Below are 23,898 nucleotides of genomic sequence, written 5' to 3'. Positions count from 1 at the left end.
AGAAATGCGTTTATTCAAAAGCCACAGATGGATTATACAAACGGTATTTATTTTTCAATTTAACCGTAGACTTAGCGTATATGGATACCGATAATCCGCACGTGGTCCCATGCAGATGCAGGCTACAATTATATGTCCCGCTACATATGCTTGGTGGGACATGCCTGATAAACCTACCTTAAACCATTTATGTCAAATGCGCTCGCTGGCCATGCCAGGCAGATCAAACCGAACTACCAACAAAAGTTGAAAACAATGGGGCGCTGGATTCTGAGAATCTTTCTGGTGGTCGCTTTGATCGCTTTGTCACTGCTGGCGGCATTCATTGCCATTAACTGGAATGATGAAACCTTAAAGCCAGAGGTGCAAGTACTAATGCGTGAGCAACAATTCCATGTTCCCGATGCACAGAACGGTTTTTATATCCTGGTGGCGATGCATGCGCCGCTGGGTACCGACCTGCTGAAGGCAGGTGCCGAGAAAACCCAAGCTGAACAGACACTGTATCAGAAAGATAAAGTCTATTATACGAACCATGCCCATCCCCTTTTTGATGTGGAAGAAAAAAACCTGATTTTTGACTGGAATAATAAGCGCTGCAAGCAAACCATACAAAACTGTGTACAGATGGATCTGGCGCAACGTGCAGAACTGACTCTACAGATGGCCAACAATCAGGTACTGGCAGAACGTTACGCATTAATGCGGAAAATGGGTGACTATGAAGAACACCTGATACCGTCTTTCAATGCCAGCCTGCCAACCTATGTTAGTTTGACCCGTGCGATTGATTTGCTGCTGACACAAGCCAGTTTTGATGTGGCGGATGGCAAGATGAATACGGGTTTGCAACTGTTGGAAAGTAATGACCACTATCTCAGAGTCATGTTGAAAAACAGTACCAGTCTGATTTCTAAAATGGTACTACAGACTGCGATACGCAAACAGGCACGTACCGTCAGTGAGCTGCTGGTTTTATATCCAGTGCAACTGGAACACTACGCTGGTCGCATCAACACATTGGTACAACCAATGAGTGAAGAAGAGCAAAGCCTGGAGCGCCCTTTTTTATATGAAGCTAGTGTGCAAGTGAATTTGTTCCAGAACATGCGTTCAGTTTTGGCGAAGACGCAAGATAAATCAGATAGTCCTCCCTGGCCATTGAATGTGCTGGGTGGGTTCTCTTTTCAGAAAAATGCCACAAGCAATATGGTCGCCGATGATTGGTCTTTGATAGTAGATACGGCCAAAAAACCATCCGCAGACGTCAGCGTAACGAAAAATCAGTTGATCAGGCTGCGTGAAAAATTAGGTAGCAGCGGTATTTCCTTTTGCCTTGGGCATATCTACAATCCGGTTGGAAAAATTCTCATGCAGATAGGCATACCTGACTATGCTATGACCTATATTGGCAAGAGCAGGGATACCGATGCATATCTGCGTCTGGTCAGTTTGCAGACCGGGATATGGCATAAAAAAATCCCTGATGCGGATATACCTGCTTATCTTGCGAATGCCCCGATGGCTTTGCGCAGCCCGTATGACGGTTCAGCCATGTTATGGGACGCCCAGTCAGCACAATTGAAATTTATCGGTCACGAAAAAGCCAGCAGCAATCCGGATGCGGGCAATGTTAATATCGTTGCTTTGCGTTAGCTGGAGCCTCATCAGAGTTGATCCATCGTACTTATGTCCACGCTTGTTGTCGCTATCGTCCTGTTCGCCGCTTTCTTGCATGCAGCATGGAATGCTGCCATCAAGGTTGGTGAAAACAAATACTACAATACAGTCTTGGTAACCAGTGGCGCAGGGTTGGTATGCGCTGTCCTGTTACCTTTTGTCAGACAGCCGGACGTAGCAAGTTGGATGTATCTGCTGGCATCGGTTGTTTTGCAGGTAGTGTATTTTTACCTGCTGGCCGCGGCTTACCGTGTTGGTGACATGAGCCAGGCTTATCCTTTGATGCGTGGCACCGCACCCCTGTTGGTGGCACTGGCCAGTGGCAGCATTATCGGCGAGGCAGTGCCTGCCTTGCGCTGGTTGGGATTGGCCATGCTGGTGCTGGGCATCATAGGACTGAGTCTGTCTGGTCAGCCGCAAGCTGCGTCGCAGGGCAGACACTTATCCAGCCGTAGCTTTGCCTTGTTAAATGCAGTTTTCATCGCTGGCTATACTCTCGTCGATGGCTTGGGTGTCCGTAAATCGGGGGCACCTGCTGCTTACACCATGTGGATATTTTTGCTGACAGCGCTGGTCTTGCTGACCTGGATGGTGGTAAAAGACAGGCGGGCATTTTTTGCCTACAGCAAAGGCAAACGCGTCATGGGCGTGATAGGTGGTGGCGGCTCGGTAGCTTCTTACGGCCTGGCTTTGTGGGCCATGACACAGGCACCAGTGGCTGCGATTGCGGCATTGCGTGAAACCTCCATTTTGTTTGCAACTGCCATTGCAGCCTGGCTTTTGCATGAGAAAATTTCGGCTCGCCGTTTGGCGGCAATCTTGCTGGCTGTTGCTGGTGCCATCGTCATTCGCTACGCCTGATGCAGCTTATTCCTTGATCGCTTCTACGCTAAAATATAAAGTCACTTCGTCACTGACAAAGGGGACATAGCGTCCCACCCCATAATCACTACGCAAGATTTTGGTATAGCCATTGGCACCACAGGCGCGCTTCAGGTACAGGATCATGAAGCGGCATTCAAAGTGGGTGATGTCGACTTTTACCGGTCGTTTGACGTCGCGTATGGTCAGGTCGCCTTCTACTTGCACCAGTTTATCTTCATTGAAAATCAGCTTGCTGGATTGAAAGGATATCTGGGGATACTTTTGCACGTCAAAAAAACCGTCTGAGCGCAATACCTTATTGAACGTGTCTGAACCGGTATTGATGGAGTCGGCGTCAATGTTGATTTGCAGGCTGCCGCTTTTGCTTTCGGTGTCGATTTCTATGGTGCCGGTATTTTTGTCAAAACGTCCGCGCTGCATGGACAAGCCCCAATGCTTGTATTCAAAGCTGCTGAAGGTATGCTCGTTATCGACTACATAGCGATCCAGCGCAAGGGCCGGCACGCTGGCAGCCAGCATGGTCAGTATGAGGGGGAGACGGTAAAGGGGGATACTGAACATCGTGTACTCGTGAAATAAAAAAGGCAGTAGTGCCATGATAGGCCCTTACTGCCTTTGCCGCCATAATTTCAATATCCTGCCTGTCATCGGGTACAGGCATGTATTCCGAATATTAAGGTTTGACGAATTTCAAGGTCATGCGGTCGCTTTCACCAATGGCTTCATACTGCGCCTTGTCTTTTTCCTTGTTGGCAAAAGTGGGGGGCAGAGCCCAAACGCCGTTTTCATGATCAGCATTATCTTTTGGGTTCGCATTGACTTCAGATTTTGCAGCCAGTTTGAAGCCTACGCTTTCAGCCAGTTGGACGACATAGCTTTCATGCACATAACCCGTGCTGGCTTTGTCATCCTGGGTTTTGGCTGCCGGCAGGCGATGTTCAACCACGCCAAACACACCACCAGGTTTCAGACTGTCATAGGCGCTCTGGAACAGGGCTTTCATGGCAGGTTCGCCATTGCCTATCCAGTTATGGATATTCCTGAAAGTCAGTACCATGTCGACACTGCCTTTGGCGGCATAGTCGAGCTTGGCTGGGGGGGCAAACACACCCATTTGTACTTTGCCATAGACCGCAGGCGTGGCATCCAGTTTTTGCTTGAAGCTGGCTGCACCCTTGCTGGTTGCGGGGTCACCCAGGGCGGCGATCATCTTGCCGTTGTCGCGCAAATAGGGGGCCAGGATCTCTGTATACCAGCCACCGCCAGGGGACAGTTCAACCACCGTCATGGTCGGCTTGATACCAAAGAAAGTCAGGGTATCATAAGGGTGACGCGCACTGTCGCGTACAGCATTGGATGGTGTGCGTTGTGGACCGGCGATGGCGGCTTTCAGGGCATCATCAGCCAGGGATACCTGACTGGCACCTATACCTGCCAACAGGCTTACAGCGAGCAAAAACTGTTTCATTCAGACTCTCCTAAAGAAAAACAATATGACTGTCAGACAGAGTAAACGTTCCCTGACAAGGCAAGTGCCTATCGTGCAGCGCATCATAAGCGGTTTTGGCGTGATGTGCTGTGTCGCTATTTGCCGGTATCAGCTTCGTCTTCAGATGACAGGCCGTCATTGACCCATTCCATAATGTCGCCAGGCTGGCAATTCAGGCGTTCACAAATTTTTTCCAGGGTAGAAAAGCGTATGCCTTTTACCTTGCCTGACTTGAGCAGGGACAGATTTTGCTCTGTGATGCCGACAAACTGGGCCAGTTCCTTGGATTTAACCTTGCGTCTGGCCAGCATGACATCGAGGTTGATGATGATGGACATCAGATGAAGCCCTCATTTTCTTCTGCCAGCCTGCGACCCTCATGCATCATGCCGGTGATCAGGTAAAAGGCGATGCATACCAGCAGCAGTATCAATTCTTCTGAAGATACAGATACCGAGAAACTGCTGTCATGTTGCCCTGGCAATATCCGCATTGCAGCTATGCGGGCAGGCACTTCTGCGATGGACAACAGGGTTGACAGGGCAAGGGTACCGGCAAATGTCCGCAGGCGCGCAATATTCTGCAAGGAAAACAGGTTTTTTTGATGCATGCCTGCCAGCAATCTGTCCAGGTTCCACAGCCCGTACAACATGCACAGCAATGCCGGCAGACCCAGCAAGACACCCATACCGCGTTCCATGGTAGACATGGTACGCATCTGCTCGATGAGCAAGCCCTTGGCCGCGACATGCATGGACCAGGTACCCAGACTTAACAGGGTGTTACTCCAGGCCAGAATAAAGAAAGCCACTTCCGTGGCTGCACAAAGTAATAATAAAGGCCGGATCAGGCCAGATAGTCTGCTTATCTTCATAAATAGTTGCCTTGTGATTATAAATTATCGTTTCACAGTAATTTATTTCTGTTATAGTTTAATTGTAATGGAGTTGCCGACAAACTGTAAGGACCTGTTTACGATCTGTAGCGAGCGGGCGTCAGCGGAGTAAGGGTAATAAAAACGCAGCGCAAAAAGCGGAATGTACTCTGGTACATGAGCATTTTGAGCAGCACATGAGACCCGCTTGGACTCCGATTGCGCAGGCGCAGTAAGATCGTAGACAGGTTACTAAGGAGTAATGATGCACCACTTGTTCAAGAGCTTGGGCCAGGTATTGATGTGTTTTGGAGCATTGTGTTTGTCTGCCTGCATGAGTGTGAAGGTGAATGAAAACCAGTTCATTCATCCGGACAGCCGTTCCGGTTATCGTGCTGCCGAGCAACTGGATGCGGCCAGCCTGCAGCAAATGGCCGCGAATGCCGAACTGACCGATTGGCGTCTGGACAGTAGCGATAAGGTGACTTTGCAGGGAATACGCATACAGTTGAAACAGGCGCAGGTCAGTGTGCTGTATTTTGGCGGCAATATGTTCCATTTGGATGACGGCGCAAAATACCTGCTGCCTGCCATGCAGCAATGCGGGGCGAATTTTCTCAGCTTTGATTATCGCGGCTATGGGCGTAGCAGTGGTCAGCCCACCGTTGCCAATATGCAGGCAGACGCTTTGCGTATCTATGATTATGCGAGGGCGCAGACCACCGGCAAACTGATCGTGCACGGGCAGTCGCTGGGCAGCTTTATTGCCGGTTATGTGGCGCAAAACCGGCAACTGGATGGCCTGGTGCTGGAATCAACGGCAAGCAATGCCATGGATTGGGCACTGGCGAATACGCCCTGGTATGCCAAACCTTTCGTCACCATCGAACTGAGTCCGGCCTTGCAGGACATAGACAATACCCGTGCTGTTGGCGCTTATCGTGGCAAGAGCCTGGTCCTGGTCGGGGATCAGGACCAGGTTACGCCGCTGGCTTTGGGGCGCAAGGTGTATGACGCGATGCCTACTGCTGACAAACGTTTTATGGTCAGTCCAGGTGGCGGTCACAATGGCATGATGCGCCGCACCGATGTGGTGGACGCATATTGCGGTTTTATTCGCTCGCTATAGGTCGTAAGCAAAGGTTCTGAGAGGTATGTCGAATAATGTGCCGATTAAATATACTCCGGAAAAGCGTGGTAAATCTGGATAGCGGCACCTAATATGAATCTATAATGCGGTTCACATCTTATCCCGGTACTTGTCATGAAGAAATTAAGCGTCGTCTTGCTGCTACTGGCTTTCCCCTTGGCCAGTTTTGCACAGACGGCGGTGTTTCGTTGTGAAGTGGATGGCAAGCTGGTATGGTCAGATCAACCTTGCAAAAAGAAAGGCAAGGCCGTGACGGTCAAGCGCCTGCAATCGGGTACGCCGGGTGGCAATCCTGCATCTACGCCAAAAAATCCACCACCTAAATAAGGTATGGGCAAAAGACAGTCTGGATGTCTGTATTGGAGAGTCTGGTAAGGTGACGCTGCCCACCGGATACCGATGCAGGTATCAGAACGGGCTTTACCTTGAGTGAAACAAATTCCCGATATTTTTAACGCAAGGGCATATAGATATTCGTCAGCAATTCCGTTGGTGCCGTATCGCGTGGGTTGTTCAGATATTCTTCAAACGGCGGCGCATCGTCGATTTCTTCGCCGGATGCAGGCAGCCAGACACCAAAGAACCAGCGATACACCGGCTGCATGTCGGAATAAGGGCCTTTGTAAGTCAGTACTGCATATTTACCGCCGCGCAGTTCGGTGACCGACAGCGGGGCCTGCAAGGCCAGTTCCGGCAGTGGTTGCGGCGCGCTGATGCAGGCTTTGGAACGCAGCTTGTCGTCATCCACCGTCATCACGTCATCATAATAAATCCCTATCCAGCGCGTATCTGGCCTGAACAATTGTCGCGATGCGGCGCATCCGTTCAAGATATCAAAGGTCTTGCTGATACCCATATAACTGCCAAGATTATCTATGCTGAGTAATTGCTGGGCAGCGATGGTCGTCAGGTTGACCGGGAAATGCAGATCGGCGCTGAGTTCATCCGGCAAGGGGAATTGCTGATGACTGCCTTCCTTGCGGTAGCGTGCCGGTGGCAGGCCATACACCGATGCAAAGATACGGGTGAAGGATTGCAGATTCGGGTAGCCAGAAAATTCGGCAATCTGTTCTATCGCCATGCTGCTACGCGCCAACAGCGTGGCGGCTCTTTGCAGGCGCAAACGCTTGACAGTCGCCACCACGCTTTCACCATGTATCGCACGGTAGATGCGGTGCCAGTGATAGGGGGACATGCAGGCAATTTCAGCCAGCCTGTTCAAATCAAGGTCTTCGTCGAGATGTTCATGCAGATAATTGGTGACGCGGCTCAGTCGTCGTTCATAGCTTGGGGCTGGGTTGGCAGGCATGCTGGGCTTCCATTAATATGGGCTGAACTTATTTTATACCGATGTAGATGGCAGCTTGCTGTGGCCCCAGATATTCTTCAAAATCTGTCTGGTAACAACGTTCGTGTTCTGTATTGCTGGTGAAATACGACCAGACCTTGCCCCAGCCCTGAATCACTGCCATAGGCATCTCACCTTCACAGGAAAATACCAGGTATTTGCCAGCCTTGATGCTGACCGTGGCAAAGTCGTCTGCCGCCGCTGATACTGCCGCGCCAGCCGTGACATCAAATTCACCGCTGGCATCCGATTCGTAGTTGGAGTAGACCCCATAGATTTTTGCATCTGCCGCTTTGTTTGGTAGTTTGTCCGCCAGTTGCCGGGCAAAAAATTCACCCCACATCGGGCCGATTCTGGCTGTGGATGGATCGGTTTCATTGGTATTGCGTGTACGGACCTGCAAGCCGCTGACCTGAAAGCCGCTGATGTCCTGTAGCTGTGTTTGCATGGTAATGTCCTGTTGTATTGTTGAATTGAGTTTGTACATTAACATGACAGCATTTGACAAATCTTGCGGACTTGCAGGTAGCGTATGACAACAAAGGAGTATCTGATGAACACAGATTTCACTATCCGTTGCGCTGAACATGGAGACATTGCAGCCATGCAGGATCTGATTGCCTTATCGTCGATAGAACTTAGTGACTCGTTTTATACGCCGCTACAGGCACAAGCCATGCTCCAGCACGTATTTGGTGTTGATACGCAGTTGCTGACCGACCGTACCTATTTCATTGTTGAAGAGCAAGGGAAAATGCTGGCCTGCGGTGGCTGGAGCAAGCGCAAAACCTTGTTTGGTGGCGACCAGGCCAAGCACGGCGAAGACAGTTTGCTGGACCCGGCGACCGAAGCGGCACGCATACGCGCATTTTTTGTCACGCCCACGGCTGCACGCCGTGGCCTCGGGCGCATGCTGCTGGCACACTGCAGTGTGCAGGCACTGGCTGCCGGGTTTAGCGCATTGGAACTGGTGGCGACCATGCCCGGTGTGCCGCTATACCTGGCCTGCGGTTTTGAAGCCGTGGAAGACATCATGTTGCATTTGCCGGGTGGTGTGGATGCGCCGGTCAGGCGCATGCACAAGCAGATTATTTCTGGCTGATATCTTTCCACCCGCCAAGACCCAACAGGTGATGGCGTCAGGACTTGCGCTACTTTCTGACAGAGTGCATTGTGAATATCTCGATAAAATTTCGTTATTTCCCCGAAAGTGCAGCATGCAAAAATTATTAAGCCTGCCCATGCGGATTACCCTGATCGTGCTGGGCGTTGTCATGCTGCTGTTCAGCATTGTGTGCTTTGCCATCTTGCTGACCTGGGCACCGGACAAACCGGTCGAAGAACTTTTGCCGCGCTGGGCACCTGCACCTTCGCAATTCATTGCCGTGAAAGGCTTACCCATTCATGTGCGTGACGAGGGTTGGCGGGATGACCCGGTGCCGCTGGTACTCATCCATGGCACCTCGGCCAGCCTGCATACCTGGGAAGGCTGGGTAGCGGCGCTGAAAAACCAGCGACGCGTCATCAGCATGGATCTTCCTGCATTCGGTTTGACTGGCCCCAACTTTGAAGATGATTATCATAGCCCGACCTATGCGAAATTTATCCTGGACTTGATGGACACCATGCATGTCAAGCACTTCATCATCGCTGGTAATTCCCTGGGGGGAGAAGTCGCCTGGCAGGTGGCAGTGGCTGCACCGGACAGGGTGGAGCGGCTGATCCTGGTGGATGCCGGTGGCTACGCGTTTACACCGACTTCCATGCCGCTGGGTTTTCGTCTGGCGCGCATGCCCGAGGCAGGCTGGCTGATGGAACATACCCTACCGCGTCATATGATGGAAGCCAGTGTGAAAAATGTGTATGGTGACCCCGATAAGGTGACCGCAGACCTGGTTGACCGTTATCAGGCCATGACACTGCGTGCCGGTAATCGTCATGCGCTAAGGCTGCGCTTCAGTCAACTTGATCACGGTGCACAGGCAGCCAGTATCAAAAACATAAAGATGCCGACACTGATTATTTGGGGAGGAAAAGATCATCTGATCCCGCCGGAAAACGCCACATGGTTTCAGCGAGATATAGCAGGCAGCAAACTGGTGATGTTTGAACAGCTAGGCCATGTACCGCATGAAGAAGACCCGGCCGCGACCGTGGCAGCAGTCAAGGATTTTTTGAAGTCAGCACCATAAAAAGCTGTCTTGAAAAAGGAAAAAGCCCGCCTTCGGTCTTAACCTTGGGGCGGGCATCTCTACATTCTGGCAACTCGTCAACAACCCATGCTATCTGCATGGTGCCATCGACTGGGCATTGCCCGTGCTATCTGCGCGGTGCAATGTGGGTTTGAGTTGCCTTGTCCGGTCGGCCAGTGAAATGAATCATGTCACGACAGGATTTACCACGAATGAGGTCCTTCAACACTTCACTACACCATTTTCCAGTTTGCACATACGCACAAATCCGGCCGGTGAGAATGAAGGCGCGACGGAGTAGACTGAAATTACTCTGTGGTGTTGTTCACAGGGGACACTGATCAACAGTGCGCCCTTTAACGACAATACCATTTTCCAACAACCCATGCTATCTGCGTGGTGCCATTGGCCGGTAAGTATCATTCTGCGCATCAATTATTCGTACTGGACGAAGATTGACAGATGAAGGGTTTGTCGCATTCACTTTTTGCAGACTGTTCCAGCAACCCATGCTATCTGCATGGTGGTACTGGCCGGTAAATTTCAGACTACAGAAAGTGTTGCAACTGAACAAACTTGGAGACTGTTGCACCGTCAGGATGGCGGGGCGATTTTAAACCGCTGCACACCGCTGGCCTGACAGGCAAAGACTCTTGTTTTTTTCCTGGGTCGGTAAAGACCCATCATTCAATTCTGATTAAGACAGAACTTGAATGTTACTTGCCTTGTCGCCCTTAGGGCTGGCAGTACGTTCGAACGAAACGCGCTGGTTTTCGCTCAGGCTTTTGAAGCCGCTGGATTGTATGTCCTGGAAGTGGGCGAACAAATCTGCACCGCCTGCATCAGGAGCAATAAAGCCGAAACCTTTAGCGTCGTTGAACCATTTAACTACACCTGTTTGAGTACTCATGTTTTTTTCCTTTTGATAAGACCATAGGCAACATTGCCCGAGGGGGCACTTGTAAGCAAGTGATAAAACCGGTGGAGAAAAGACAGAACAGCCAGAGAGATAAAGCTATGCGGAATTGGGACCAACAAATTAAGGACTTGATTCAAGTACAAGGCGAAATATACACGCTTAATTTGAAAATGCCTAATTTTCTTTTCAATTATTTTTGAATGTGATGGTTTGGCGGTAAATAAGTTCGCCCAACCTTGTGCTCATTTTCATGCATTTATCATAGGAGAAAGAGGTAGCGAAACTGCGCTGTGTAACAATTGATTTTCTTGCTTGACAAGGGGTGGTACGCGAGTAACTATGTAGTTTTAAAGGCAAGATATTTGTGCATTTGCATACGTTGACATTGATCCCTGCTCAACCCAGCTCCATCTGACCCCATCTACACCCGCAAATTTTAAAGGCGCTATTCGATGAAACATTACTTTGAATACCAGGATTCCAAATCATACAAATTTTGGCAAGTGGAATTGGAAGGCGTCACGCTGACTGTGAAGTACGGAAAAATCGGTACTGCCGGGCAGGAAAAGATCAGCAATTTCGAGTCCGCAGAAAAAGCACAAAAAGAAATGGACAAGCTGATCGCCGAAAAAACCAAAAAAGGCTATGTGCAAAAGACGGATGCCAGTGCAAAGAAAATCGCACGGCGTATAGGCGTGAGCTATGACGAGGCAGAAGACGGCAAGACCTTGTCAGAAAAGGTATCGGCTTTTCTGGAAACGACTCAGGCCACCGATGTGGAATCACTGGTCATCGCTGCCTGGGAAGACGCGTATGAAAACGGACCGCAAGATGCCCTGGGTTTGCTGGTGGAAAACCATGGCAAGCTGCCTGATTTGAAAGAATTGTTTGTCGGCGACATGGATTCTGAGGAATGCGAAATTTCCTGGATTAATCAGGGGGACTACACCACTATTTTTACGGCCTTCCCGGCGTTGGAACGTTTGCACATCAAGGGCTCTACAGGTCTGGAACTGTCATCCCAGCCCCTGAAGCATGGCAAGCTGAAAGCACTGACCATAGAGTGTGGCGGGCTGCCGAAAAAAATCATCGCAACCATTGCCACTGCAGATTTGCCGAATCTTGAATATCTTCTGCTTTACCTTGGTGTTGAAGATTATGGTTTTGACGCGACGATAGATGATCTGCGTCCCCTGATGCAAAAGGGCTTGTTTCCCAAGCTGACCTATCTGGGCCTGGCCGACAGCGGCATCGCCAATGAGGTCGCGGCTGTGATTGCGGAAGCCACGGTGCTGGACCAACTGGAAACGCTGGACCTGTCCATGGGTACGCTCAGTGATGAAGGCGGGCGTGTCTTGCTGGATAGCACAAAAATCGGTGGACTGAAGAAACTGGATCTGCATTACCACTACCTGTCCAATGAAATGATGAAGGAATTCAAGCAATTGCCCATATTGGTAGATGTAACGGATCAGCAAACCAGCGATGATGATGACTGGCGTTACCCCGCGGTGACGGAATAAGCGTTTGATGCGCCAGCCTTCTTCATTTGTAGTAATAGGCAATCCTGAAAACAGGCGTGTACTTTTTTTTCAGGAAGCATTGCAAGAAGCCGGGCTGGAAACCGCCCGCGTCATTCCTTATCTGGACATATTGAATGATGTCCGCGTACTGGATGCGGTATTAGGTGAGGTATCGGACGAGGCATCGACGAATGAAGTCACCGTCAGGATAGAGTCACCAGGCGAAAACTTTGAAGTCGAAAAAAGAATACTTGCTTTGGGCGGATTGGAAAATGCACTGGCGCTGGAAGACGAGCGCGGCAGAATCTATCATCCACGGCTATGGTTTCAGGGCTTTTCTCAATTGATGACATCGATAGCCCAGCGTGCCGGAAATGTTAGCTGGTTCAATCACCCGACGGATATCGTCAGCATGTTCAACAAACCCCTGTGCAAGCAATTGTTGCAGCAGCATACCTTGCCCGCCTGTCCGATATTCACCTGCTACGACGAATTTTTTGCATACGTGGAAAAGCAGCAGGCCAGCCGTTTCTTTATCAAGCTGAATTCCAGTTCATCAGCATCCGGTGTGGTGGCCTATGAATACAATAAAAAAAACGGTCGTGAACAGGCTTATTCTACGGTGGAAGTCGTGGATGGCGTGGATGGCATGGATGGTGTGCGCTTTTACAATTCCCTGAAAGTAAAAAAATATACTGCACGTGACACCATACGAACCGTGCTGGATTTTTTGTTTGACCAGGGTGCATTGACAGAGCGCTGGATACCCAAGGCCAGCCATGAAGGCAGCTCTTACGACTTGCGTGTAATGGGCATCGCCGGCAAGCGCCGTCATGCCATTGCCAGATTAAGCCGTGGCCCCATGACCAATCTGCATTTGGGCAACCAACGCTGCGCGGTGGACGAGCTTGAACTGTCGCCGTCGACCTGGGAAGCTATTGGTGCACTGGTAGAAAACACCATGCAGGCTTTCCCGCTATCTCTGTATGCCGGGCTGGACATATTATTGCCCAGGGATGGGCGGCCACCTGTACTGCTGGAAGCCAATGCCTTTGGTGATTTATTGCCTAATCTCTTGCATGATGCAGAAAGCACCTACCTGGCGGAAATTAATGCTGTCCTCAGACGGCAAGGAGGCGGCCATGGCGAACATTGAAAAAGCCACCTTGCTGTTTGATATCGACAATACCCTGATAGACAGGGATGCCGCTTTCCAGCGCTATGTGCAAGATTTCACGGACAGGAATCAGAGCGCGTTTGCTGACGAAGATGCGGCAAGCGTAAGGGATAATATTCTTGCGCTTGATGGCCATGGACGAAAAGATCGCAGCCTGTTTTGTCAGGAAATATTGCAACGCTATCCCCACCTTCCCTATACCGCAGATACTTTGTGGGCAGATCATTTGATGCTACCGGATTTTGTGCAAGAAGATAAGTTGTTGGCGGATATGCTGGAGCGGCTCTCATCGCAATACCAACTCATGATTATTTCCAACGGCTCTGCCAGCATGCAAGGCCGCAAGTTGCAGAGTGCCGGGCTCAGTCAATTTTTTGAGCACATCTTTATTTCTGCTGAAGTTGGCTATCACAAACCGGACCTGAGGCTGTACGCGCACGCGCTTGGTTTTTGCAGGCATACCGAGATTGTCATGATAGGGGATGATGATCTCAATGACATGCAGCCTGCAATGGCTTTGCAATTGAAGACCGTTTTCATCAATCCTTACAAGGTGCAGGTGCCTGACCGGCCCACCTTGCCTGACCGGGAAATCAGCAGCATCCATGCGCTGGAAGAGGTGCTGACATGCCTGATATGAAGAATATGAATACAATAGTTGGCAAGGCCAACTTCCTTTTCATTACCTTTGATACCCTGCGTTACGATGTCGCCCAGGCCGAGTTTACCGCTGGACGCCTGCCTTTTCTCGCCAGCCTATTGCCTGCTGGCTGGGAAGAACGCCATGCACCCGGTTCTTTCACCTATGCATCCCATTGTGCCTTTTTTGCCGGCTTTTTGCCGACACCCGCACGCCCTGGTTTGCATGAAAGATTGTTCTCTCTACGGTTTGCTGGTAGTGAAACCACAGGTGAGCACAGCTATGCTTTCGATACGCCTGATATTGTTTCCGGTTTTTCGGGTTTGGGGTATCGCACCATTTGCATCGGTGGCGTCGGCTTTTTCAAGAAACAGAATCCACTGTCCTGTGTCTTGCCCAATCTTTTCCAGGAAAGCTATTGGCAGCCAGAATTTGGCGTAACAGATCCAGATTCGACCAGACATCAGGTCGAGTTTGCCATCCAACTATTGCAGCAGCAATCCGGACAACAAGTTTTTTTATTTATGAATTTATCTGCATTGCATCAGCCAAACTGTCATTACCTGCCGGGTTCTGCCGGTGACAGCCTGGCCAGTCATGCCGCTGCACTGCGTTATATCGATAGCCAGTTACCGCCCTTGTTCCAGGAAATGAATCAGCGTGGCGACACATTTGTCATACTCTGTTCTGATCATGGCACGACCTATGGTGAAGACGGTTATACCGGACACCGGCTGGGACATGAAAAAGTCTGGACCATTCCCTATGCCGATTTTCTGCTGCCGAAAGGGAGCCTGTCATGACTGATATTGGCATGAGCTTTCGTCGCTATCTGGAAGAAAGTAATCGCTTTCAAAGTTATCTGTATTCGTATCCGCACAAGACGGCATACCGGCCATTCGAGCAAAAACTGGATTTGAAGACCCTGTGGGCACCAGAGAAGAAGAGCTCTCTATATCTGTACACGCATATTCCATTTTGCCGCATGAAATGCGCCTTCTGCAATTTGTTCACAGTCTCGAACCCGCAAGAAGACCTGGTCAGCCTGTATCTGAAGAAAGTGCAACTGGAAGCCGAAGTGGCACGCGATACTCTGGGCGAATTCAGTTTTGCCGGATATGCAATTGGCGGCGGTACGCCCAGTCATCTGGAAGTCAGCCAACTGGAGCAATTATTTTCTGTCTATACCAACACCTTGGGGCTGGACTTGAAAAACACACCAGGTTCATTTGAAATTTCTCCCGACACCATCAATGATGAAAAACTGACTTGCCTGTCACAGCACGGTGTGCAGCGTATCAGCATAGGCATACAAAGCTTTATCGATGCCGAAGCACGATCAGTAGGGCGCGTGCAGCCAGAGGCCGTGATGGAGCCATTGCTGGAAAAAATCAACAGCTACCAGTTCCCGATCTTTAATCTGGATCTGATTTACGGCATACCCGGGCAGACGCCGGACACCTGGCTGGCTTCGTTAAAAAAAGCAGTGCAATTTCAACCGACAGAAATATTTCTGTATCCCCTGTATGTGCGTCCTTTGACGACGCTGTTCAAAAAACGTGGCAATACCCAGGTTGAAGACACACGTACCACGTTGTATCGCATAGGACGCGAATTTTTACAGGCGCATGGCTATGTGCAGGATTCAATGCGCCTGTTTCGCCGGCCAGTTGCTGGCTTGCGTGAAAGCTCGGAATATTCATGCCAGGAAGACGGCATGATAGGGCTGGGCACCAATGCCAGGTCTTATACGACAGCTGTGCATTATTCGACAGAATATGCAGTATCCAAACCGAATGTGGCAGCCATCATCAATGATTATGTGGCAAAAGAGCGTGCCGATTTCATGACCGCAAGTTACGGCATTCGCTTGTCTGAAGATGACAGAAAGCGGCGTTACCTGATCAAATCACTGTTGAAGGTCGAAGGGCTGGACGCGGCACATTATCAGTCCCTGTTTACCACGTCGGCACATGCTGATTTTCCTGAATTGTCTATGCTTGTGGAAATGGGGCTGGCGCAAGAAGTGGCAGGCCGCTTGCAGTTGCATGGTGACGGCATGGCCTATTCTGACCTGATCGGTCACTGGTTTATTTCGTCAGCAGTCAAACACAAGATGCAGGAGTATGTACCAAGATGAGCCTGAAAGTGATTTATCGCGGACACTTGACCGATTGCAACTACAGTTGTGAATACTGTCCCTTCGCCAAAGAAAAGAACAGCAGGGAAATGCAGGCATTGGATAAAAAAGACCTGGACAGATTTGTCGACTGGGTAGAGAACAACAGCAGCGCTGACTATCCCATGGAAATTTTTATTACACCCTATGGCGAAGCCCTGGTACGTAAATGGTATCAGGAAGCAGTGATACGGTTGTCGCATCTGCCCCATGTTCGCAAAGTGGCTGCGCAAACCAATCTGGCCTGGAATCCGCAATGGCTATCACATTGCAACGCGCAGACGACAGCGTTGTGGACTACCTATCATCCCGACTTTGTCAGCGAAGATAAATTCATCGAAAAATCGGATGTGCTCAGCGCCATGCATATACGTCACAGTGTAGGCGTGGTGGGGCTGAAGCAGCATTTCCCGCAAATCACGGCCTTGCGTCAGCGCTTGCCGCAAGATATCTACATGTGGATCAACGCCTACAAGCGGAAACCTGATTACTATAGTGAGGCAGAAATCAGCTTTCTGGAAGATATCGACCATCTGTTCAGGTTGAACCTGCCCTGGTATGAAAGCATGGGCAAGGCATGTAAGGCGGGAGATGAAGTCGTGTCCATAGAAGGCAATGGCGACCTGTTCCGCTGCCACTTCATCAAAACCAGGAAGGGTAATATTTTCACCGATCCTCTGGCCAGCATGCTCAAAAAAGAGACTTGCAGCAAGGCCACCTGTCACTGCCATATCGGTTACATCTATCTGGACGACATGAATTCAGATGCAATTTATGGCAGCGGCTTGCTGGAAAGAATTCCAGTGTCGTATATGGGCAACATCTAGGGCGTGTTAGCTGGCCACAAGCGGGCCACAAGCGGGCAACAAACAGGCAACAAGCTGGCCACACAGTCAATAAAATGTATGTACATTCAGCATTTGAATTAATTGGTGCTGGAAATACGATCACGTGAAATATATCCTAGATCAATTTTGTTCATATTTTATTATTTATAGAAAATTTTTCTATAAATAATAAAAATTGTTGAATAATTTGGTAAAAAATTCTTTTGAGCTATTGTTAGGATGAGTCTTGTACTCAGTCCTTACGTGTTCAAGATCTTTCGTAGAAGGCTGAGGTGGCAATCAGTCAACGTAGAATGGAAATACCCATGAACATTGTCGAAACCTCGTTACAAACTGCCACCCGTTTGACTCGCGCCAGTTGCGAGGGCAAGGACCATGCGGCCTTTGTTAATCCATCTGTGGTACGTGCATCGACCACGCTGTTTCCTGATGTTGCCTCCTTGAGAAACGCTTACGGCCCACGCAGCCATGGTAATGAAGCCAGACAAGCGCTGTCACACCTCTGTCACTGGCCTTGCCAGGCAACAGCGGTTTAAGCTTTTTTAATTGGTCGTGTCGCAACAGCTTCCTGATTTCTTGCATCTTCGGTGCGCGTTGCTGAAATACCGAATGTGAACACATTTTTTTATTGTTAACAGGTTCCAGAAAAGCCCGCCGGCAGGCCAGGCAGGGGAGTATTTGAAAAGCGCCGTGGCTAAATGAAATTTTATTTAGCATATATTATTTTTGCATGTTTTTAGCTGAAAACAATCGTTTGTCGTCTATGCAGTAAGAAGTACTATCGGTTCAAATTGAATTCGTCTACATCTATAGAAAAGTGAAAAAACCCGTATGAATAATCCATCGAATTTCCCCCTGCCTTTCCCCAGACAACGTACTGCATTGCTGGTAGCAACCATATTTTCTGCCTTTACTCTTCAGGCAGAGGCACAGCAAACTGACACGACACCTGCCAATTCAGTCATCGTCACTGGCACGCGCAGTATCAAGCGCACAGTATCTGATTCTGAAGCACCTATCGACATCCTGACATCCAAGGATTTGCAATCTACCGGCTCGGGTGAGTTAGCGACGGTATTGAGTCGCTTGCTACCATCGCTGAATTTCCCGCGTCCGGCGGTGGCAGATGGTACGTCGGCCAGCCGCCCTGCACAATTGCGGGGACTGTCGCCGGACCAGACGCTGGTACTGGTGAATGGCAAGCGCTGGCATACGTCGGCGGTAGTGAATGTGAATGGCACAGCAGGGCGTGGTTCTGCCCCTGCTGATTTGAATACCATCCCCATCAGTTCCATCGAAAAGATAGAGGTTTTGCGTGACGGTGCAGCCGCGCAATATGGCTCGGATGCGATAGCCGGCGTCATCAACATTATCCTGAAAAAAGGGGCGGATGGGGGTGAAGTGCAGGTTGGTGGAGGCCAATACAGCAAGGGGGATGGTACTCAGGGTAGCCTGAGCGCCAACTTTGGTACGACATTGGGTGACAAGGGTTGGGTACGGTTTACTGCTGAACAGCGTAATCAGAATGAGACCAATCGCGCTGGTGCTGATTTCCGTAATCCGCTGGAACCCCTGTACGGCAGAGTCACTCAGGTGCAGGGCGACCCCAGACTGCAACAAACCAATCTTGGTGTGAATGCTTCGCTGGCACTGGCAACAGATATTGAACTGTATGGCTTTGCCAATTACAGTCGTCGCAATACGGATGCCGCTGCGACCTGGCGCACTGCTTATACCACCGGCACTACTTTGCGTACATCGCTATATCCAAATGGTTTCTTGCCGAATGAAGCTGCAACCAATACCGATGCATCGGTAGTGGGCGGTATCAAAGGACGTACCGATGGCTGGCGCTGGGACGCCAGCGTCAATTATGGTTCCAGCGAATTTAGCCTGGATGTCACCAATACCGTGAATCTGAGCCTGGGTGCTACCAGCCCTACGCGTTTTTACGCCGGCAAGCTGAAGAATACTCAGACCCTGGCGAATTTTGACGCGGCCAGAGAAATTGAATTTGCTGGCCTGGCCAACCCATTAACCCTGGCGGTGGGTGCTGAATACCGGCGTGACCAATATGAGATCGGTGCAGGTGAAGCGAATTCTTATTTCGGTAGCGGGGCGCAGGGCTTCTCTGGTTTCCAGCCTTCGAATTCAGGTAGTTTCAGCCGTCATAGTGCATCGATCTATGCAAATATTGAAGCAGAGCTGACAAAACAGCTGAGTGCTTCGGTGGCTCTGCGGCATGAAAATTACAGTGATTTTGGTAGTGTGACTTCGGGCAAGTTGTCTGGCCGGTTTGAATTCACCAAGGAATTTGCGTTACGTGCGGCAGCGTCGAATGGTTTCCGTGCACCTTCACTGGCACAGCAAAATTATACGATCTCCACCACCAATCTGATCAACATCAATGGCACATCGCAACTGGTGGATACGGGTACTTTTGGTGTTGCCACTGCCGCAGCCAAGGCTCTGGGGGCAGTGCCGCTAGAAGCTGAGAAATCACGCAACTACAGTTTGGGCGCGGTATTGCAGCCAAATAAAAATGCATCCCTGAGTATTGATGCTTACCAGATTGATATTGATAATCGCATCCTGTATTCAGGCAATCTGATCTTGCCGACAGCCTTGCAAAGTGTGCTTGCCAAGCAAGGGGTACTGGTAGGTGCGGCACGATATTTCACCAATGCGCTTGATACCCAAACCCGTGGTGTGGATGTCGTCGGTTCGTATCAAATCCCTTTGTCTGGTGCAGACAAACTGGGTTTCACTGTTGCCTATAACCACAACGACACTTCGGTCAAGCGTGTGGCAGATAATCCGGCGATACTGACGCAAAACAATCTTTTGTTGATAGACAGGCAAACCATCAACAGGGCGACCCTGGCAACACCGAAAGACAAATTCAGTATCGCTGCCGACTATGGCTTTAACAACTGGACTATCCATGGCCTGGCAACACGTTACGGCAGTTTTGTATCGCCACAAAATAACGTGGCCCTGGATCAGACCTACAGCGCTAACGTGGTACTGGATGTCGCCGCCAGCGTGAAGCTGGGTAAATGGACCATCAGTGCTGGCGTGGATAATCTGACGGATAAATATCCGGATCAGGTCACTTCGACAGGTAATCTGAATTCTGGCGGCACTCTGCCATACAGTACGTTTTCGCCATATGGTTTTAATGGGCGTTATTACTATGCGAAGGCCGGATACGCCTGGTAAGCATATAGGTTGACCTGGTATTTTTTTGAAAAAAGGCTGCGTTATGCAGCCTTTTTTACGTCCGCCGTTGAAAAGTAGTTAAATTAATTATCGATATATATTTATCGATAATCGATAAAAAACTATTGCATTTCGAATTTTATGGCTTTAGAATTCATTTACTTTAATTCAACCAGGAGCCGAAAATGCAAATTCAGAAACATGCGAGGATTGCCAATATCCGTAAGCTGAGCAGGTACTTTTTATTTCTCAATGTTTTTGTCATGGCCATGGTGGCGATTGGTGGGGTGGCCTTTCCTTTTATCCTGATGATGGCACCTTCAGGGGACTTGACTTTGACCGTCTATCTGGCGAAAGCAATGACAGTGACTGATGGCTTTTATTCTTTGTTGCAAAGTGGGATAACAACGGACCTCAAAGTGATTGCATCACTAGCCCTTATCTCCTTCTGCGTATTGCTGGAATTCGTCCTTATTCATATCAATAAATTGTTGACCTGTTTTTACGAGGGCGAGATTTTTAACAGGAAGGCCATCTTTCACGCAAGAAGGGCGTTCAACCTGAACCTGATATTGGTTGTGGGAGGGCTTGGGGTCGAAATGTTGGCCATTATTTTCAGTTATACCCAATCCAGTGCGGGCAGTTCAGGCGGTATCGGGCATTTACTAAACGATGTCCTGGATCAACTGATGTGGATAGGATTTTTCCTGTTGTTGTTGTGGTCGCTGGAAATAGGGGTAGACCTCAATGAAGAAGCTGAACTGACCATCTGAGGACCTTATGCCGATTACTGTCAATCTGGATGTGGTACTGGCACAACGCAAGATGCGTTTGAATACGCTGGCTGAGCTGGTGGATATCACACCACAAAATTTATCCGTGTTAAAGACGGGCAAGGCCAAGGCCATACGCTTTGATACGCTGGAAAGAATTTGTCAGGTACTGGAATGCCAGCCAGGTGATATTCTGGCCTATACGCCTGATATTGACACCTGACTTTGATGTCTGATGTTGATGCCAGAATCAGACTGATTCAATGTCAGGAAATTTGCCCACGTACCTGGCACGTGGGCGTATCAACTGACCTTCTTCCACCTGTTCCATGGCGTGCGCTATCCAGCCTGCCGTGCGACCCAGGGCAAACAGGATTTGCGCCGCACCTTGTGGCAGCCCGCAGGCAATTTCTACCGCGACCAGTGCATAGTCGATATTCAATGCCTGGCCGGTCAGGTCTTGTGCTATATCGGCCAACTCAAACAAGCTAGCATGTGCTTTTTTGTCGAGCATGCTCATTAGCAAGTTGCCACGCGGATCACCATTGGGGTAAAGCGGGTGACCAAAACCGGGCAGTCGTGGCGAAAAATGATGGCTCGCGTCATGCGCATGCAAGCGCTTTTCCAGGAAATTTACCCTGTCCTGCGGCTCACATACCAGGGCAGCCCTTACCATGCGACCAACTCGCAGGCTTTCGCCACCATGTTTAGGGCCGGATATTGCCGCCAGTCCGGCAACCAGTACCATGCCTGTATCAGCGCCGGCAGAAGCTACGCAGCGCGCGGTAAAAGTTGATACGTTCAATTCATGATCCGCGCTGACCACCAGGGCAGCCCGTAACAGGTCTGCCTGCTTTGCATTTAGTTGCCAGGCCGTCGCCAGCTTCTGGTGAAATGGCTGGTAGTCGGGCTTCACACCCAACAGCGCGCCAGCCGCCAGGTGCATCCACAGCAACGCTTGCTGATGCGGGTTTATGCCTGTGATCTGTTTTGCCGTCGTACTCAGCATGGGCAGCATGCTGATGGCTCTTTCATAGGGGGGCAGATGTGCACTCAGGTCCAGTAATGCTGGCCACAATGTATCCAGTCCGGGTAAGTGGATGTGGTGCAAAGCAGTGACTGTGTTGCTGCCCCATAAAATTTGCGCGGTTTGTTCCAGTGTATGGGTGCGTGCCAGGTCATCCACTGGCTGGCCACGGTAATACAGCTTGCCGTGGCTTACCAGTGTAATCTTTGATTCCAGCACCGGTACACCCCAGTCTATGGCTGATTCTGCAGCGCCGCCCGCACGTTTACTGTCTGTACTGCGGGCCAGCAAGCGCAGCACTTCCTCCTTCCGGTAACGCTTGGCCCTTTGTCCTTCATGTAGATGCGATTGCAGCAAGCCACGACTGACATAGGAATACAGCGTGGGCAGGCTGATGCCCAGCAACTGCGCAGCTTCTCTGGCGGTAATGAGATTGTCCACTATATAAATTTATATTGATTGGCAGAATCAAGATTGACCATGGTGTGATGCAGATCCTAGACTGAACACTTAACTATGCGCACATGCCTCAGATTATCTCATTGTGCGCTAATTTGATTTCCAAGTGGAGGAGCATCATGTCGGCAGAAGCATTATTGGCATCCTTGTGGCAGATGGGTGGCGGCGCACCTGAGGCTTTGCAACAACTGGCATTTGGTGGTGATACAGCGCAATTGCCATCGACATTTCAGGTGGGTGATGTGGCATCTGCCACGATTGCGGTGCAGGCACTGATGGCGGCCCAGTTGTGGCAGACACGTAGAGGTGAGGCGCAAAATATCACTGTGGATAGACGCCATGCGCTGGCGATGTTCAAGAGCGACCGCTACCTTAGCGTCAATGGCCAGGCACCCGAAGACCCGTGGAGCAAGATTGCCGGTTATTACCAGGCGGGAGATGGGCGCTGGATACAATTGCACACCAACTTCCCGCATCACAGGGATGGTGTGCTGGCTGTTTTGCAATGTGTTGAAGACCGTGCCGCAGTCGCCAGGGCGATCGCTGGCTGGCAGGCGGCGGAACTGGAGCAGGCATTGGCGCAGGCCAACATGTGCGCCGCCATGATACGCACAGAACAGGAATGGCAAGCCCATCCGCAAGCACAAGCCATCGCAGACTTGCCCCTGTTTGAGGTCAGACGGGTGGCTGATGGCCCGGTCATTCCCCTGCATCAAGGTGGGCAGAGTCCTTTGAGTGGTGTGCGAGTACTGGATTTATCCAGAGTGATTGCCGCCCCCGTCGGGGCGCGTACTTTGGCACAGCATGGGGCAGACGTGCTGGCCATCAGTGCTGCGCATTTACCCAACATCATGCCGCTGGTGATGGACACAGGCCGTGGCAAACGCTCTGCGCAGCTTGATTTGCGTCAGACGGAAGGGCGGCAGATCATGCAGCAACTGATCAGCGGTGCTGATGTCTTCCTGCAGGCTTATCGTCCCAATTCACTGGCGCAGCTTGGGTATTCGGTTGAAGAATTATGTACCCTACGGCCTGGCCTGATTCATGTCAGCCTGTCGGCTTATGGACATGTCGGCCCCTGGGCTCACAGGCGCGGTTTTGATAGCCTGGTACAGTCCGCCAGCGGCATTGCCGATGCCGAAGGGCGGGCAGCAGGTAGTGTCTCACCCGGCAAGCTGCCCTTCCAGGCGCTTGACCATGCCACTGGTTATTTATTGGCTTATGCAACCATGCTGGCGCTGCAAAAACGTGCTGTTGAAGGCGGTAGCTGGCAAGTCAGGGTGTCGCTGGCACAGACCGGACGCTGGCTGCAACAGATGCCCAGACGCGGTTTGCATGATCACGCCACTGAATTGCGGGCAGAAGAAATCGGCCGCTTTTTGCAGACTTCGGTTTCAGGATACGGACAAATGCAGGCTATCGCACCGGTGGAACAAATGAGTGCCACACCAGCCTATTTTGAGCTGCCTGCACCGGTTCTTGGTGTACATGCGCCAGTTTGGCAATAGCTGGT

Annotated in this window: 25 protein-coding genes; 17 read left to right on the top strand and 8 right to left on the bottom strand. The window is 50.4% G+C overall.

What is annotated here, in order from left to right; translation table 11 throughout:
- Window positions 1-189: 189 nt before the first annotated feature.
- Window positions 190-1,656, top strand: a complete 1,467-nt coding sequence (locus tag AC1RVX_RS15300; protein ID WP_493217452.1) for a hypothetical protein — start codon at window positions 190-192, stop codon at window positions 1,654-1,656.
- A 33-nt stretch (window positions 1,657-1,689) separates the two neighbouring features.
- Complete coding sequence (locus tag AC1RVX_RS15295) at window positions 1,690-2,541, top strand: EamA family transporter (RefSeq protein WP_493217451.1); 852 nt, start codon at window positions 1,690-1,692, stop codon at window positions 2,539-2,541.
- 6 nt (window positions 2,542-2,547) lie between these two features.
- Here AC1RVX_RS15295 and AC1RVX_RS15290 read toward each other — a convergent pair whose 3' ends face one another.
- From AC1RVX_RS15290 to AC1RVX_RS15275, 4 genes are all read right to left on the bottom strand, one after another.
- On the bottom strand, window positions 2,548-3,162 hold the full coding sequence (locus tag AC1RVX_RS15290) for a YceI family protein (protein ID WP_493217450.1): 615 nt from the start codon (window positions 3,160-3,162) through the stop codon (window positions 2,548-2,550).
- Window positions 3,163-3,238: 76 nt separating this feature from the next.
- On the bottom strand, window positions 3,239-4,033 hold the full coding sequence (locus AC1RVX_RS15285; RefSeq protein ID WP_493217449.1) for a class I SAM-dependent methyltransferase: 795 nt from the start codon (window positions 4,031-4,033) through the stop codon (window positions 3,239-3,241).
- A gap of 116 nt (window positions 4,034-4,149) precedes the next feature.
- Window positions 4,150-4,392 (bottom strand): helix-turn-helix domain-containing protein, encoded by a 243-nt coding sequence (locus AC1RVX_RS15280; protein WP_493217448.1) that lies wholly within the window; start codon window positions 4,390-4,392, stop codon window positions 4,150-4,152.
- Window positions 4,392-4,928 (bottom strand): DUF2975 domain-containing protein, encoded by a 537-nt coding sequence (locus tag AC1RVX_RS15275; protein WP_493217447.1) that lies wholly within the window; start codon window positions 4,926-4,928, stop codon window positions 4,392-4,394. The genes AC1RVX_RS15280 and AC1RVX_RS15275 overlap by 1 nt, the downstream gene beginning before the upstream one ends.
- Before the next feature lie 262 nt (window positions 4,929-5,190).
- On the opposite strand from AC1RVX_RS15275, the gene AC1RVX_RS15270 reads away from it, so the two are divergent.
- Complete coding sequence (locus tag AC1RVX_RS15270; protein WP_493217446.1) at window positions 5,191-6,057, top strand: alpha/beta hydrolase; 867 nt, start codon at window positions 5,191-5,193, stop codon at window positions 6,055-6,057.
- Between the two features lie 135 nt (window positions 6,058-6,192).
- Window positions 6,193-6,405 (top strand): DUF4124 domain-containing protein, encoded by a 213-nt coding sequence (locus AC1RVX_RS15265; protein WP_493217445.1) that lies wholly within the window; start codon window positions 6,193-6,195, stop codon window positions 6,403-6,405.
- Window positions 6,406-6,529: 124 nt separating this feature from the next.
- Here AC1RVX_RS15265 and AC1RVX_RS15260 read toward each other — a convergent pair whose 3' ends face one another.
- Together AC1RVX_RS15260 and AC1RVX_RS15255 are read right to left on the bottom strand one after the other, a co-directional pair.
- The gene (locus AC1RVX_RS15260; RefSeq protein ID WP_493217444.1) at window positions 6,530-7,387 is read right to left on the bottom strand and encodes an AraC family transcriptional regulator; all 858 of its coding nucleotides are present in this window, start codon (window positions 7,385-7,387) and stop codon (window positions 6,530-6,532) included.
- Window positions 7,388-7,415: 28 nt separating this feature from the next.
- Window positions 7,416-7,874 (bottom strand): GyrI-like domain-containing protein, encoded by a 459-nt coding sequence (locus AC1RVX_RS15255; protein WP_493217443.1) that lies wholly within the window; start codon window positions 7,872-7,874, stop codon window positions 7,416-7,418.
- Window positions 7,875-7,979: 105 nt separating this feature from the next.
- Here AC1RVX_RS15255 and AC1RVX_RS15250 point away from each other — a divergent pair, with 105 nt between their 5' ends.
- Both AC1RVX_RS15250 and AC1RVX_RS15245 read left to right on the top strand, forming a co-directional pair.
- Window positions 7,980-8,528, top strand: coding sequence for a GNAT family N-acetyltransferase (locus tag AC1RVX_RS15250; protein ID WP_493217442.1), 549 nt, complete (start codon window positions 7,980-7,982; stop codon window positions 8,526-8,528).
- Window positions 8,529-8,643: 115 nt separating this feature from the next.
- Window positions 8,644-9,618 (top strand): alpha/beta fold hydrolase, encoded by a 975-nt coding sequence (locus AC1RVX_RS15245; protein WP_493217441.1) that lies wholly within the window; start codon window positions 8,644-8,646, stop codon window positions 9,616-9,618.
- A 697-nt stretch (window positions 9,619-10,315) separates the two neighbouring features.
- Here the strand turns inward: AC1RVX_RS15245 and AC1RVX_RS15240 are convergent.
- The gene (locus AC1RVX_RS15240; RefSeq protein ID WP_493217440.1) at window positions 10,316-10,528 is read right to left on the bottom strand and encodes a cold-shock protein; all 213 of its coding nucleotides are present in this window, start codon (window positions 10,526-10,528) and stop codon (window positions 10,316-10,318) included.
- Between the two features lie 461 nt (window positions 10,529-10,989).
- Here AC1RVX_RS15240 and AC1RVX_RS15235 point away from each other — a divergent pair, with 461 nt between their 5' ends.
- The 10 genes from AC1RVX_RS15235 to AC1RVX_RS15190 all read left to right on the top strand — a co-directional run bounded on the left by AC1RVX_RS15235 (window position 10,990) and on the right by AC1RVX_RS15190 (window position 21,122).
- Window positions 10,990-12,060 carry an STM4015 family protein gene (locus AC1RVX_RS15235; protein ID WP_493217439.1) on the top strand — a complete coding sequence of 357 codons (1,071 nt, stop codon included), beginning with the start codon at window positions 10,990-10,992 and terminating at the stop codon, window positions 12,058-12,060.
- Window positions 12,061-12,067: 7 nt separating this feature from the next.
- Window positions 12,068-13,216 (top strand): STM4014 family protein, encoded by a 1,149-nt coding sequence (locus tag AC1RVX_RS15230; RefSeq protein ID WP_493217438.1) that lies wholly within the window; start codon window positions 12,068-12,070, stop codon window positions 13,214-13,216.
- The gene (locus AC1RVX_RS15225; protein WP_493217437.1) at window positions 13,203-13,877 is read left to right on the top strand and encodes an HAD family hydrolase; all 675 of its coding nucleotides are present in this window, start codon (window positions 13,203-13,205) and stop codon (window positions 13,875-13,877) included. Before AC1RVX_RS15230 ends, AC1RVX_RS15225 begins: the two co-directional genes overlap by 14 nt.
- A 5-nt stretch (window positions 13,878-13,882) precedes the next feature.
- Window positions 13,883-14,680: an STM4013/SEN3800 family hydrolase gene (locus AC1RVX_RS15220; protein ID WP_493217436.1), complete on the top strand. Its 798-nt coding sequence runs from the start codon at window positions 13,883-13,885 to the stop codon at window positions 14,678-14,680.
- Window positions 14,677-16,017 carry an STM4012 family radical SAM protein gene (locus AC1RVX_RS15215; protein ID WP_493217435.1) on the top strand — a complete coding sequence of 447 codons (1,341 nt, stop codon included), beginning with the start codon at window positions 14,677-14,679 and terminating at the stop codon, window positions 16,015-16,017. The genes AC1RVX_RS15220 and AC1RVX_RS15215 overlap by 4 nt, the downstream gene beginning before the upstream one ends.
- Complete coding sequence (locus tag AC1RVX_RS15210; protein WP_493217434.1) at window positions 16,014-16,883, top strand: STM4011 family radical SAM protein; 870 nt, start codon at window positions 16,014-16,016, stop codon at window positions 16,881-16,883. The genes AC1RVX_RS15215 and AC1RVX_RS15210 overlap by 4 nt, the downstream gene beginning before the upstream one ends.
- A 326-nt stretch (window positions 16,884-17,209) precedes the next feature.
- The gene (locus tag AC1RVX_RS15205; RefSeq protein WP_493217433.1) at window positions 17,210-17,440 is read left to right on the top strand and encodes a hypothetical protein; all 231 of its coding nucleotides are present in this window, start codon (window positions 17,210-17,212) and stop codon (window positions 17,438-17,440) included.
- 295 nt (window positions 17,441-17,735) lie between these two features.
- Window positions 17,736-20,126, top strand: a complete 2,391-nt coding sequence (locus tag AC1RVX_RS15200) for a TonB-dependent receptor plug domain-containing protein (RefSeq protein WP_493217432.1) — start codon at window positions 17,736-17,738, stop codon at window positions 20,124-20,126.
- Window positions 20,127-20,311: 185 nt separating this feature from the next.
- Complete coding sequence (locus AC1RVX_RS15195; protein ID WP_493217431.1) at window positions 20,312-20,899, top strand: hypothetical protein; 588 nt, start codon at window positions 20,312-20,314, stop codon at window positions 20,897-20,899.
- A gap of 7 nt (window positions 20,900-20,906) precedes the next feature.
- The gene (locus AC1RVX_RS15190) at window positions 20,907-21,122 is read left to right on the top strand and encodes a helix-turn-helix domain-containing protein (protein ID WP_493217430.1); all 216 of its coding nucleotides are present in this window, start codon (window positions 20,907-20,909) and stop codon (window positions 21,120-21,122) included.
- Window positions 21,123-21,149: 27 nt separating this feature from the next.
- On the opposite strand, the gene AC1RVX_RS15185 is transcribed toward AC1RVX_RS15190, so the two are convergent.
- A complete protein-coding gene (locus tag AC1RVX_RS15185) occupies window positions 21,150-22,367 on the bottom strand; it encodes a citrate/2-methylcitrate synthase (RefSeq protein ID WP_493217429.1) in 1,218 nt (405 codons plus the stop codon).
- Window positions 22,368-22,504: 137 nt separating this feature from the next.
- Here AC1RVX_RS15185 and AC1RVX_RS15180 point away from each other — a divergent pair, with 137 nt between their 5' ends.
- The gene (locus AC1RVX_RS15180; protein ID WP_493217428.1) at window positions 22,505-23,893 is read left to right on the top strand and encodes a CoA transferase; all 1,389 of its coding nucleotides are present in this window, start codon (window positions 22,505-22,507) and stop codon (window positions 23,891-23,893) included.
- The last annotated feature ends 5 nt before the right edge of the window (window positions 23,894-23,898 follow it).

The sequence above is a fragment of the Undibacterium sp. GW821-FHT11B02 genome (assembly GCF_058808955.1).
This window is presented reverse-complemented; position numbering and strand designations above follow the sequence as displayed.